This is a genomic window from Spongisporangium articulatum (genome assembly GCF_044465595.1).
Taxonomy (GTDB): Bacteria; Actinomycetota; Actinomycetes; order Actinomycetales; family Kineosporiaceae; genus Spongisporangium; species Spongisporangium articulatum.
On record NZ_JBITLV010000001.1, the window covers coordinates 539,969 to 551,829 of the forward strand.

At 74.1% G+C, this 11,861-nt stretch carries 13 protein-coding genes; 8 read left to right on the forward strand and 5 right to left on the reverse strand.

Annotation, left to right across the window (positions count from 1 at the left end):
* Nucleotides 1-235 precede the first annotated feature (235 nt).
* From ACIB24_RS02580 to add, 3 genes are all read left to right on the forward strand, one after another.
* The gene (locus tag ACIB24_RS02580; protein WP_398274718.1) at nucleotides 236-1,393 is read left to right on the forward strand and encodes a M949_RS01915 family surface polysaccharide biosynthesis protein; all 1,158 of its coding nucleotides are present in this window, start codon (nucleotides 236-238) and stop codon (nucleotides 1,391-1,393) included.
* An 86-nt stretch (nucleotides 1,394-1,479) separates the two neighbouring features.
* Nucleotides 1,480-2,244, forward strand: coding sequence for a nucleoside phosphorylase (locus tag ACIB24_RS02585; protein WP_398274721.1), 765 nt, complete (start codon nucleotides 1,480-1,482; stop codon nucleotides 2,242-2,244).
* The gene (gene add / locus ACIB24_RS02590; protein ID WP_398274724.1) at nucleotides 2,241-3,248 is read left to right on the forward strand and encodes an adenosine deaminase; all 1,008 of its coding nucleotides are present in this window, start codon (nucleotides 2,241-2,243) and stop codon (nucleotides 3,246-3,248) included. Before ACIB24_RS02585 ends, add begins: the two co-directional genes overlap by 4 nt.
* Before the next feature lie 25 nt (nucleotides 3,249-3,273).
* Here add and ACIB24_RS02595 read toward each other — a convergent pair whose 3' ends face one another.
* Both ACIB24_RS02595 and ACIB24_RS02600 read right to left on the reverse strand, forming a co-directional pair.
* Nucleotides 3,274-4,749 carry a hypothetical protein gene (locus tag ACIB24_RS02595; protein ID WP_398274727.1) on the reverse strand — a complete coding sequence of 492 codons (1,476 nt, stop codon included), beginning with the start codon at nucleotides 4,747-4,749 and terminating at the stop codon, nucleotides 3,274-3,276.
* Nucleotides 4,746-5,027 carry a hypothetical protein gene (locus ACIB24_RS02600; RefSeq protein WP_398274730.1) on the reverse strand — a complete coding sequence of 94 codons (282 nt, stop codon included), beginning with the start codon at nucleotides 5,025-5,027 and terminating at the stop codon, nucleotides 4,746-4,748. Before ACIB24_RS02600 ends, ACIB24_RS02595 begins: the two co-directional genes overlap by 4 nt.
* A gap of 128 nt (nucleotides 5,028-5,155) precedes the next feature.
* Between ACIB24_RS02600 and ACIB24_RS02605 the strand changes: the two genes are divergently transcribed.
* Both ACIB24_RS02605 and ACIB24_RS02610 read left to right on the forward strand, forming a co-directional pair.
* Nucleotides 5,156-5,674: a low molecular weight protein-tyrosine-phosphatase gene (locus ACIB24_RS02605; RefSeq protein ID WP_398274733.1), complete on the forward strand. Its 519-nt coding sequence runs from the start codon at nucleotides 5,156-5,158 to the stop codon at nucleotides 5,672-5,674.
* Nucleotides 5,671-6,447, forward strand: a complete 777-nt coding sequence (locus tag ACIB24_RS02610) for a fructosamine kinase family protein (protein WP_398274736.1) — start codon at nucleotides 5,671-5,673, stop codon at nucleotides 6,445-6,447. The genes ACIB24_RS02605 and ACIB24_RS02610 overlap by 4 nt, the downstream gene beginning before the upstream one ends.
* A gap of 17 nt (nucleotides 6,448-6,464) precedes the next feature.
* Here the strand turns inward: ACIB24_RS02610 and ACIB24_RS02615 are convergent, their stop codons facing one another.
* Nucleotides 6,465-6,986: a DinB family protein gene (locus tag ACIB24_RS02615; protein ID WP_398274739.1), complete on the reverse strand. Its 522-nt coding sequence runs from the start codon at nucleotides 6,984-6,986 to the stop codon at nucleotides 6,465-6,467.
* Between the two features lie 67 nt (nucleotides 6,987-7,053).
* Nucleotides 7,054-8,184 (reverse strand): hypothetical protein, encoded by a 1,131-nt coding sequence (locus ACIB24_RS02620; RefSeq protein WP_398274741.1) that lies wholly within the window; start codon nucleotides 8,182-8,184, stop codon nucleotides 7,054-7,056.
* Between the two features lie 338 nt (nucleotides 8,185-8,522).
* Between ACIB24_RS02620 and ACIB24_RS02625 the strand changes: the two genes are divergently transcribed.
* Nucleotides 8,523-9,098 (forward strand): TMEM165/GDT1 family protein, encoded by a 576-nt coding sequence (locus tag ACIB24_RS02625; RefSeq protein WP_398274743.1) that lies wholly within the window; start codon nucleotides 8,523-8,525, stop codon nucleotides 9,096-9,098.
* Between the two features lie 106 nt (nucleotides 9,099-9,204).
* Nucleotides 9,205-10,605: a hypothetical protein gene (locus tag ACIB24_RS02630; RefSeq protein WP_398274745.1), complete on the forward strand. Its 1,401-nt coding sequence runs from the start codon at nucleotides 9,205-9,207 to the stop codon at nucleotides 10,603-10,605.
* Nucleotides 10,606-10,690: 85 nt separating this feature from the next.
* Here ACIB24_RS02630 and ACIB24_RS02635 read toward each other — a convergent pair whose 3' ends face one another.
* Nucleotides 10,691-11,239, reverse strand: coding sequence for a TM2 domain-containing protein (locus ACIB24_RS02635; protein ID WP_398274748.1), 549 nt, complete (start codon nucleotides 11,237-11,239; stop codon nucleotides 10,691-10,693).
* 59 nt (nucleotides 11,240-11,298) lie between these two features.
* Between ACIB24_RS02635 and ACIB24_RS02640 the strand changes: the two genes are divergently transcribed.
* Nucleotides 11,299-11,847 (forward strand): GNAT family N-acetyltransferase, encoded by a 549-nt coding sequence (locus ACIB24_RS02640; protein WP_398274751.1) that lies wholly within the window; start codon nucleotides 11,299-11,301, stop codon nucleotides 11,845-11,847.
* Nucleotides 11,848-11,861 lie beyond the last annotated feature (14 nt).

Below are 11,861 nucleotides of genomic sequence, written 5' to 3' on the forward strand. Positions count from 1 at the left end.
GTGACTCCCGACCCGCCGCCGTAGCGAGCAGGCGGCCGGCGGAGTGCCCGCCGGGCGTCGCGCAGTAGGCGGGGGGTCGGGAGTCACGCCCTCAGGTTCACCCGGGCGGGTTGTTCTCCCGCTCTGCGCCGGGTTGGGTGGACACGCCCGACTCGGCGGTCGTACGCGTCCGTGCCACGATCGTGACCTCCGGTGCGACTCGGCGCCGGGCGTCCGGGCACGAGCGAGGTAGGGGTTGGACGACGACCAGCAGGGTGCGTGGTGGACCAAGCCACCCAGCCCACCCACGCCGACCCGTCCGCTGAGACCACCCACCGCCCGGGCGACGGGCGGGTCCGCGGGCGGCACGTCGTCGTCCCCGGCCGCCCCCCAGGGACCGGCCGACGGCGACCTGGACGACGGGGTCGTCGACCGCTTCGCCGACCGACGCGAGGAGCCGATCGGGCGGGCCGGGCCGCCCGAGGACCCGATCGAGATCTACGACCGGGCACCGCACCGGCCGCACCCGGGACCGGTGTCGGGCCTGAGCACGCACCCCGACCCGCCGACGCGGCCGATGGAGTACCTGACCGTCCGCCTCGACCCGGACTCGCCCGCGAACGGGTTGAGGCCGATCAGCGGCGACACGATGGAGGTGCCGGCGGCGGCGATGCCGCGACTGCGCCAGGGACCGCCTTCCGAACCGCGACCGGCGCCCACCGTGCAGCGCGGGCCGGTGATCCTGCTGGCCGCCGGCGTGCTGCTGGTCATCGTGACCGTCGCCGTGATCGCCAGCCGAGTGGCCACCGGGGCCGGGCCGCGGACCACGCTCGGCCCCGCCACGTCGGCGACCCCGGCGCCGGCCGTGTTCAGCGGGACGCCGCCGCGCAACCTCGAACAGGTCAACCGGGCCAAGGCGACGCAACTGCTGGCCCGGGCGCACCGGTCGGCGGGCGGCACCATCAAGCGGGCCTTCACCTGGACCGACGGCAACGGGATGAACCTGCTGGTCACCGCCTCCAACCGGACCAGCGCCGGGACCAGCCTGCGGGTCACCCAGCTCGCCCGGCTGGACGGCAAGCCGCAGGTGCTGCGCGTGATGATCGAGCCGGACCTGCCGGAGTGCTCGGGCGACGACCCGAAGGCCGGGTTCACGGCCGGGTCGATGTTCGTGCGCGACCTGGACGGCGACGGCGTGGCCGAGGCGACGGTGGGCTGGTCGTCGCGGTGCGGGTCGGGCCCGAGCGTGGCCAAGCTGGCGCTGCTGTCGGACGGGCAGAAGTACATCATCCGCGGCGAGGGCGACGTCGGGAACGCCGGCTCGGGTTCCGGGGTGCCCGACCCGGTGGCCGCCCGCTGGCCGGCGAAGTTCCTCGGCCCGCTGACCACGCTGTACCGCTCGCTCTACTTCTGAGGCGGCCCGGCTTCCGGGGGCTCGCCATGGCGGCCCGTTCCGGGGTGGGTGTACCGCGCGGCGGACCCACCAGGGACCATGGCGCGATGAGCGTGGTGGACAAGGACTCCGTCGGGCGGGGTGAGCGGCAGTTCCACATCGGCGTCGCGCCCGGTGAGGTCGGCAGCGTCGTGCTGATGCCCGGAGACCCGTTCCGGGTACCGATCGTGGCCGAGTTCCTGACCGACGTCCGCGAGGTCGCGCACCGGCGCGAGCACCGGACGATGACCGGGTACTACCAGGGCAAGCTGATCACGGCCACGTCCACGGGGATGGGCTGCCCGTCGACGGCGATCGCCGTGGAGGAACTGGCCCGGGTGGGCGTGACGTCGTTCATCCGGGTCGGCAGTTCCGCGGGCCTGCAGCCCGGGATCGAGCCCGGGGACCTGCTGGTCAGCGAGGGGACGCTGCGCAACGACGGGACGACGGCCGCCTACGCGCACCCGGGGTTCCCCGCCGTGCCCGACCTGGAGATCGCGCTGTCGCTGCGCCGGCAGGCCGCGCGCCTCGCGGAGGGGGCCGGACTCGGCTGGCACAGCGGCATCAACGCCAGCGACGACGCCTTCTACGCCGAGACCCCCGAGTGGATCGCGGAACTCAACCGGCTCGGGGTCCTCAACGTCGAGATGGAGAGCTCGGCGATGTACGTCGTGGCGCGGCTGCGCGGCCTGCGCGCGGGGATGATCTGTGCAGCCTCCAGCAACCTGGTGACGGGCGCCTCGGTGTACGACGAGGGGACGTCGCGGTTGCCCGACGGGTGGCGCTGCTCGATCGAGGCGGCCCTGGCGACGTGCGTGGAGCTGGACCTGTGAGCGTCCCGGTGAACCTGCACACCCACCTCGAAGGTCGGGTGCGACCCTCGACCGCGGCCGAACTGGCCTCCGCCGCAGGCGTTCCGGAGCCGACGGACGGGTGGGAGGCCGCGCTGTCGCTGGACGGCCCGGCCGACCTGACCACCTACCTGGACAAGGTCGCCGCCTCGTACCCGTTCTTCGGCACGCCCGAGCTGCTGGCCCGGATCGCCTGCGAGGCGGTCGAGGACGCGGCCGCCGACGGGTGTGCCTACCTGGAGCTGCGGTTCGGCCCGGCCACCCACGTGCGGGACGGCTGGTCCGTGGACGACGTGGTGCGGGCCGCGTGCGAGGGCGTGCGGCTCGGGGTGGCCCGGTCGGGGATGCCGGCCGGGATCGTCGTCGCGGCGCTGCGGAAGCGGTCGGCGGAGTCGAACCTCGCCGTGGCGCGGGCCGCGGCCCGGTTCGCGGGGGACGGTGTGGTCGGCTTCGACCTGGCCGGGGACGAGTCGGTGGTCCCCCAGATCGCCCCGTTCGTCGACTGTTACGCGGTGGCCCGAGCCGCCGGACTGGGCCTGACCTGTCACGCGGCCGAGGCGGCCCCGGGGTTCCGGGCCCGGGAGGCGGTCGAGCTGCTCGGCGTGACCCGGATCGGTCACGGCGCCCACCTGGCCGCCGACCCGGAACTGCTGCGCTGGGCGGCCGGTTCCGGGGTGACGGTCGAGGTCTGCCCGACGTCGAACTGGTTCACCGGTGCGATCGGGTCGGTGCGGGCGCACCCGGCGCCGGTGTTCGCCGCCGCCGGGGTCGGCCTCGTGCTGGGCGACGACAATCCCGTGCAGACCCGGTCCCCGCTGTCGGCCGAGCGTGAGGTGCTCACCACCGCACTGGGTTTCGCCCCGGACGACCTGGCCGCGCTGGACGCCCGAAGCGTCGAGGTCGGCTTCATGCCTGACTCGACCCGGGCCGCCCTCCGGGCCCGTGCTGCCGAGATGCACAGTAACGAGGGCCCGGAACCCTCGTGAGATGTGCATTCCGACAGCATGAGCATCAGGGGCGGGTGACGGTCGCGTTGAACGCCTCGACCTCGTCGCCCGGGCGGGCCAAGAAGGCCGCGGCCCCGGCCCGCCAGTGCGCGAGCGACGGGTCGGTCGAGGCGTCGAGCGCGGTCGCGGTGCTCCCGTAGACCGCCTGGTGGTGCGCGATCAAGGGGCGCCGGCCGTGGGCGGCCTCGACGAACGGGTCGGCGCTCAGGTCGCGCTCGACCGTGATCCAGTTCGGCCGGTCGGGGTTGTCGGCGCCGTCGAGCCGCGGCGTCGGGTCCTGCTGGTGCTCGAGGGCGAGGACCTGGACGTCGTCGGGCACGTCGAACTGCGCCACCGGCGCCCCCGACACCACGACATGGGTCACATGGAACTCCTTGCGCAGCAATGGATCCGCAGCTAATGACGCCGCGGTGATACCACCCAGCGAGTGCCCGACCAGCATCACCGGCTCCCCCGGCCGGACCCCGGCCCGGCGCATCGTGAGCAGCACGCCCTCGGCCGCGTCGGTGCGCCGCCCGGCCATGGCCCGGACGTCGGAGCTCAGGTCGAACGGGTTCGTACCCGCCTTCGGGCTCCACTGCGAGGTGCCCGGCACGCTGACCACCCAGGACACCTTCCCGTCGGGCGCGACGATGCGCTCGGCGTGCACCCGGGGTGCGGCCTCGTCGGTGGACGGCGAGCGCCGCAGCAGGTCGGCCACTCCGGCGGGGGCGGTGGCCGGGTTGAGCGCGGGCCGGACGACGACGCTCGGTGGCCCGGCCGGCTCACTCAGGTACGGGCCACGACCGGTCAGGCGGGTCAGCCCGGCGCCACCGAGCGCGAGCAGCGCCGCAAGCTCGGCCGACCCACCGGGCGGGTGCCCCGGCAGCCAGAGCCCGGGTGGCCCCGACCCGGCCGGGCTCAGCACCCCGGGCGCGGCGCCGACCACGGTCTCGACGAGCGCGTCGTTCGCTGTGAACCGCCACAGCAGGTCCGCGCCCACCTCACCGACCGGCGCGGGAACACCTTGCGGACCGGTCGCTTTCACGGCCAGCGCCCCGCCGGCCAGCAGCACCGGGGTCAGCGGGGACACCACGAGCCCGACGCCGGCGGCCAGGACCGCCAGCCCGGCCACCCGGCCCAGCTCGAGCCGGACCGCCCGCACCGACGCATCGGCCGCCGCGTCCGCCGCCCGGTAGGCCGCCACCGCCCCGGCCACCCCACCGGCCAGCAGCTCGGCCCGGGCCGTGACCGCGGCCAACCCGTGCGGGCCCAGGGTCGCGGCGGCCAGCGACCCGGCGGCGGGACCGAACGTCCCCGGGGACACGAGGGCCCCGGCCACCCAGTCGACGTCCGCGGCGGCCAGCGCCAGCCGCGCGCCGCCCAGGGCGAGCCGCTCGGCGGTGCGGTGCAACAGCCCGGCGGCCCGGTCGAGGTCGTCGAGCCGGGCGGTGGTGCCGCCGACCCCGCCGTGCACGGTCAGCTCCGGCGCGCGCGTCACGAGAACCGGCCCAGGAGGCCGCCGTCGGCCACCGCCCGCGCATGCCGGGCCACCGCGCCGGCCGCCTCGTCGAGGGCGCTCGCGACCGCCAGCACCCGCGTCACCTCAGCGGCTAACTCGGCCCGAAAGGCCTCGGCGGCCAACGACTCCCAGTCGACGGCGGCCGCGGCGCGCAGCTCGTCGGCCGCCGAGCGCACCTCCCCCGCGACCGCCCGGACCGCCCCTTCCAGCCGCCACGCACCCGAGCTCAGCCCGTCCACCCCAACCACCTCCGTCACCCGCGGTCCCGCCACGATGACAGCGCCGGCCGACCCCGACGGGCGACCGGCGCCTCGGCTGTGGACAACTCGGACGTCTTGCCGGGTGTGGGTCGCGCGGTGAGGCCGTGATGGCGGACGATGGGTCAATGCCGACCGCGTACCGGATCTGCTTCGTCTGCTCCGGGAACATCTGCCGCTCCCCCTCGGCCGAGGTGGTCTTCCGCAGCCTGGTCGAGCAGGCCGGGCTCGGCGACGTCGTCGAGGTCGACTCGGCCGGCACCGGAGAGTGGCACGTGGGCGAGCGGGCCGACGTCCGGGCCCTGCGGGCGTTGAGCGCCGCCGGCTACGACGGTTCGGCCCACCGGGCCCGCGTCTTCGACCCGGCCTGGTTCGCCGGGCGCGAGCTGGTGATCGCGCTCGACCGTGGCCACGCGCGCACGCTGCGGGCCTGGGCGCCGGACGACCCGAGCCGGGCCCGGGTACGCCTGCTGCGCTCGTACGACCCGGGCCTGGCGGTCGACGAGGACAGCCCGCTCATCGACGTGGCCGACCCCTACTACGAGGACGACCGCGCGTTCACGACGATGCTCGAAGAGATCGAGGCGGCCGGCGCGGGGCTGCTCGCGTCGGTGCAGGCCCGGCTGGAGCGCAGCCGCAGCTCGTGAGCCCGTTCCGCAAGCACGACCAGCACGCACCGGCCGGGTTCTACGCCACCGAGGCGGCCGGACTGCGCTGGCTGGGCGCCGCCGCCGGCGGCGTCCCCGTGGCCGAGGTGCTCGCCGTCGACGACGTCTCGATCGAGCTGACCCGCTACCCGACCACATCCGTGACCGCTTCCGCCGCAAGGGAGTTCGGCGAGCGCCTGGCCCGCACCCATCGCGCCGGGGCGCCTCATCACGGCGCCGCCGCCCCGGGAGCCGACCCGGCCGGCGGCTTCATCGGCCCGCTGCCGATGCCGCACCTGATCGATCCCGACCCGGCCGGCTGGGGCGGCTTCTACGCCCGCTGCCGGGTACGCCCGTTCGCCGAGGCGGCCACCGCGAACGGCGCGCTGAGCGCGGCGGGGGCGGACGTCGTCCACCAGGTCTGGGAGCGTCTGGAGGCCGCGGAGGCCGACCTCACCGGACCGCCCGGGCCAGCCGCGCGGCTGCACGGCGACCTGTGGAGCGGCAACGTGCTCTGGACCGCCGAGGGAGCCCGGCTGATCGACCCTGCCGCGCACGGCGGGCACCCCGAGACCGACCTCGCGATGCTCACCCTGTTCGGGCTGCCGTACCTGGACGACGTCCGCGCGGGGTACGAGCGCGTCTCGCCGCTCGAAGCGGGCTGGGCCGGGCGCGTGGGGTTGCACCAGCTGCACCCGTTGCTCGTGCACGCCGTGCTGTTCGGCCCGTCGTACGGGGCGCAGGCCGCGTCGGTCGCCGCGCGCTACGTCTGACGGCCTGTCGGGTGCGCTCAGTCGCCGGTGACGCCGTCGATGGCCTCACGCAGCAGGTCGGCGTGCCCGTTGTGCCGGGCGTACTCCTCGATCATGTGCACGTAGACCCACCGCAGGGAGATCGTCTGTGACTCGCCCCGGCGGGTTCGCGTGGCCACGTCGTCGAGGTCGCGGGTCGCGGCGGCCGCGCGGCACAGGTCGAGCTGCTCGACGTAGCGGGCCAGGTCCTCGTCGGCGCGGGCCGGGTCGGTGTCGTTCAGGTCGACGTCCACGTCGTCGGTGTCGTCGTACAGCGGCGCGATCGACGGGTCCCAGACGCTGCGGAACCAGCCGTTCTCCACCTCGGCCAGGTGCCGGACCAGCCCGAGCAGGGACAGCGAGGACGGCGGCACCGACCGGAGGGCGAGCTGCTCACCGGTGAGGCCGGCGCACTTGTTCAGCAGCGTGGCCCGGTGGAACTCCAGCCAGGCCTCGAGCATCGCGCGCTCGCCGGCGACGTACGGCGGTTCGGCGCGGTCGACGGTGGGCCAGACGGTCATGCCGGTCATGATGCAGGAATCCTGCGTTTGCGCATGATCGACGACCGGAGCATGCGTTTCCGCATGATCAACTCGGGGAGGGGTCGGGTGGGGGCTGCAGGACGTAGGTGAGGCGGTTGGCGACGTCCTCCCGGCCGGTGCCCCGGGCCTCGTCGATCACCCGGGCCGCGACGCTCGGCGGGACGAACTCGCGCGGGGTGTTCTGGAACAGCGCGATCAGCGCGTCCCAGTCGTGGGCCAGGGCCTGGCTCAGCGCCGCGAGCGCGATCGGGGTGACGTCGCCGGGCCGGCGGGCGATCTCCTGGGACAGCACGGCCCGGCCCTGCTCCGCATTGCCCGCGTCGCCGGTGAGGGCGAGCACCGCGCCGTGGATCGCCGGGTCGACCTGCTCCCCCTCGGGGCGATCGGCGAGCACGGAGCGGGCGCCGGCCGGGTCGCCCTGCCAGAGCTTCTCGATCACCGCCTGCTCGGTCGCGCTGCCCAACCCGGCCGGGCGCGGGACCCGGGTGCCGCCGGGACCGGACACCGTGCGGCCGCGCGACTCGCGGATGGCCAGGAAGTTCGTCAACGCGAAGAAGAGCAGGAACACCGCCAGGAAACCCTGCTGGTAGAGCCCGTAGGCGGCCGCGGCCGCCAGCACCGCTACGACGACCGACACGTAGGCGGCTCGCAGGGAACGCACCTCGGGGTCGCCGGGCAGCAGCTCGCGCATGGCCTGTCCGCCGTCCAGCGGCAGCACCGGCAGCAGGTTCAGGATGCTCCAGCCGAGGCACGTCCAGATCCCGGTCCGGAAGGCGACGTACTGCCACGACGCCTCGTCCGGGGCGACGTACGGGTACAGGAGGATCAACCCGACGCCGAACACGATGCCCACCCCGGGACCGGCCAGCGAGATGGCCAGCGACCGGAGCCGACTGACCGGGCCCTCCGGCATCCAGCTGGTGACCCCGCCGAATCCGGCCAGCGCGATCTGCGGCCGCGCACCCGTCGTCCGAGCCACCACGGCGTGGCCGAGCTCGTGCACGAGCACGGCGACCGGGGTGATGGCCAGCCAGATCAGCATGTCGCGCAGCGAGATGCCCGGGTACCACCCGAGCAGCCCGACGATGATCACGAACGAGAGGTCGAGGTGCACGGGGAACCCGAGGATCCGGCCGCGCAGGAGCGGTCGCCCGCCCTCGATGGACGGCATGGTCACGTGGTCCTCCCGTATCCGGTCACGGACCCATTGTTCAGGTCCGGCTGTGAATCGCCTGGACGAGGAGCACGAGCGCCGGACGGGTGGCCGGTTCCCGGGCTCGCGGGCCGTCCCCTACCCTGGGACCAGCGAAGGGGAGTAGCCCCCTCACCGTGGCGTCGACATGCTGACCCTCCGGCCTCTCGGGCCGGGCCCAGGGTCCGGCCCACGGGCCCGGTCCGGTAAGCCCAGGGACCGGGTGGGCGAGACCTTCGACCAGGCACCCGCACAGGTGCCGGTCGAAGGCGTGCCCGGACCCCCGGCCCCTCTCGGCCGGCACCGCCATCGAGAGGAACCCCGTGTACGCCTTCCTGCTGAGCTTCGGCGTCATCTTCGTGGCCGAACTGGGCGACAAGTCGCAGCTCATGGCCATGACCCTGGCCACGAAGTACAAGGCGCTGTCGGTGCTGACCGGCATCACGATCGCCACCGCCACCGTGCACCTGATCTCCGTCGGCGTCGGCGCCGGACTGGGGGCGAGCCTGCCGACCGACTGGATCACGCTGGTGGCCGCGCTGGCCTTCATCGGCTTCGCCGTGTGGACCTACCGCGGTGACGAACTGACCGAGGACGACGAGGCCGCGGTGAACCGGTCCACGCGCTCCGCGATCGTCGCCGCGACGCTGATCTTCTTCGTCGCGGAACTGGGCGACAAGACGATGCTGGCCACGATCACCCTGGCCACCCGTGAAGGATGGTTCGGAACCTGGCTAGGGTCGACGCTGGGGATGGTGGCCGCCGACGCGCTCGCCATCGGCGTCGGCGCCCTCCTCGGGCGACGGCTCCCGGAGCGCACGATCCGGATCGGCGCGGCATTGTCGTTCGTGGTGATCGGCGTGCTGCTGCTCATCGATGCGCTGCACGCTCTGATCTGATCCACAGACTCGACCGTTAGAAACCGTGAGACCTGCTAGACCCTGACAGACACCCAGAAGCTGGACCTGAGGCCACCGGCCATTCGGCCGGGGAGGAGTACCGACCGTGACGACGACGACAGGCGGCACCGGCGAGCCCGAGGACGCGAAGCCGGACGCCACCGAGACCGACCCCGCGCCCGAGACGACGGAGGTCGAGGCCACGGAGGCCGAGGAGACCACCGAGGTCGAGGCCGAGGCGAGCGCCGAGGAGGAACCGGCGGACGACGTCCCGGCGGCTGCCGAGCCCGACGCACCTGAGACGGCGGTCGCCGAGCCCGACGCACCCGAGGCGACGGTCGAGGAACCGTCTGCCGAGGAGTCGGCGGACGACGTCCCGGCGCCGGCCGCCGTGTTCGCCGACCCGGTCGAGGTCAGCGAGTCCGAGGACTCCGACGACGAGGACGACGAGGACGACGAGTCGTTCGAGGAGCTGGCCGTCGGCCCGACCGGCCCGACCGGCCCGGGGGTGCTCAGCGTGCTGGGCGCCGTGGTGGCCATGGTGCTGGTCGCGTCGGTCGCGCTGCTGACCTACGCGTGGCCCGTCCACGACACCAAGCCCCACGACGTGCCGTTCGGCATCGCCGGCCCGGCCGAGATCACGGGTTCGGTGAAGAACCTGTTCGCCAACGGCTCGTCGCACTCGTTCAAGGTCTACACGTACTCGGAGGAGTCGCAGCTGCGCGCGGCGATCCAGGACCGCAAGGTGTACGGCGGGCTCGCGCTCACCCAGAGCAGCGCGTCGATGCTGGTGGCGAGCGGGGCGAGCCCGACCGTGGCCCAGACGCTGAACGCGGTGGCCCAGCAGCTGGGTGCGAGCAACGGCATCCAGATCCCGGTCGACGACGTCGTGCCGCTGCCCGACAAGGACTCGCGCGGTGCGGCCTTCGAGGCGACCGGCCTGCCGCTGCTGCTCGCGGGCCTGCTCCCGGGGCTGCTGCTGGCCTGGCGCCGGTTCGCGGGATCGACGTCGGCGGCGCTGGCCGTCGCGTTCGTGACGTCGCTGGCCGGCGGCTTCGCGCTGGCGGCGATCCTGCAGTTCTGGATCGACGCCTACACCGGCAACTACCTGCTCAACGCGCTGAGCGTGGCGCTGGGGATCGCGGCCGTCGCGTTCCCGCTGACCGGGCTGGCCGCCATCGGCGGGCGGATCGGGCTGGGCATCGGGGGTGCGCTGATGCTGCTCGTCGGCTACCCGCTGTCGGCTCAGGCCAGCGCCCCCGAGTACCTGCCGAGCATCCTCGGCGACCTCGGCCAGGCGCTGCCGCAGGGCGCAACGGCCACCCTGCTGCGCTCGACCGTGTACTTCGACGGCAGCGGTTTCTCCACGCCGCTCGTCGTGCTCGTGGCCTGGACGGTCGGCGGGCTGGTGCTGGTCGGGATCGGGACGCTGCTCAACCCGAACCTCGACGACCTCGAGGACGACGAGCCGTTCCTGCCGGCCGAGGAGCCGGTCCCGGTCGGCTGAGACTCGCACGGCCAGGACGACGACGGCCCGGGCCCCGCGTGGGGGTCCGGGCCGTCGTGCGTCGTGGGTCGATCCGGTGGGTGGTTCAGCTGGGACGCAGCGGGCGGCCCTGCGCGTCGGTCGGGTTGCCGGCCAGGATCACGATGCCGTCGATGAACGGCCAGATCGCGCCGATACCGCAGGTGATCAGCGTGACCACCAACTGCGCGACGCCCATCCCGGTGTGGCCGGTGTAGAACCGGCCGATGCCCAGCGGCACCAGGATCTGCAGGAGGCCGGCCACCAGCTTCGACTTGTCCGAGTACGGCTGCCCGGTCACCGGGTCGAACTGCTGGGGCCCGGCGGCGTAGTACTGCTGCTGCGGGTACGCGCCCGGCGGGTACCCGGGCTGCTGCCCGTACGGCGGCTGACCCGGCTGCCCGTACTGCGGCTGCCCGTACTGCGGCTGCCCCGGCTGACCGGGTTGCCCGGGCTGGCCGTACGGCGGCTGGCCCGGCTGGCCGTACTGCGGCTGGTTGGGGTCGCCGTACGGCGGCTGACCCGGCTGCCCGTACTGCGCCTCGCCCTGCGGCTGCGGCTGCGTCGGGTGGGTGGGCTCGTAGGGCTGCTGATCGTCCCCGCTCGGCGTGGTCACGGGCATGATCCTGGCGCAACCCGGGTGCCGTCCGCATCCACCGGGCCAGGATTGGTCGCGTGACCCTCACCCTCGTGCGCCACACCGCAGACCTGTCGCCGGAGCAGCTCGCCGAGGCGCGGGCCCTGCTGTTCACCGTGTTCGCGGGCGACGACCCGATGACCGATGACGACTGGGAACACTGTCTCGGCGGGCTGCACGTCCTGGTGCACGACGGTCCCGAGCTGGTAGCGCACGGTGCGGTGGTGATGCGGCGCCTCCTGCACGCGGGCCGCGCCCTGCGCTGCGGGTACGTCGAGGGTGTCGCGGTGCGGGCCGGCCGCCGACGCCGGGGGCTGGGCGGTGTGGTGATGGCCGAACTCGAGCGCGTCGTCCGGGCCGCCTACGACCTCGGGGCGTTGGGCGCTACGGACGACGGCGCGCCGTTCTACGCGAGCCGCGGCTGGCGACCGTGGCCGGGGACGACGTCCACCCTCACCACGTCGGGGCTGGTCCGGACGCCGGGCGAGGACGGATGGATCTACGTGTTCGGCGGGACGATGCCGCTGGAGGCGCTGGACCTGACCGGGGATCTCGCCTGTGGACCGCGTCTGGGTGATGCCTGGTAGGTACGCCACAATTG

Excerpts from the sequence above, each read along its gene's own strand:
- ACIB24_RS02585 (WP_398274721.1), top strand. The coding sequence starts at position 1,480 with ATGAGCGTGGTGGACAAGGACTCCGTCGGGCGGGGTGAGCGGCAGTTC.
- ACIB24_RS02615 (WP_398274739.1), bottom strand. The coding sequence starts at position 6,986 with ATGACCGTCTGGCCCACCGTCGACCGCGCCGAACCGCCGTACGTCGCC.
- ACIB24_RS02605 (WP_398274733.1), top strand. The coding sequence starts at position 5,156 with ATGCCGACCGCGTACCGGATCTGCTTCGTCTGCTCCGGGAACATCTGC.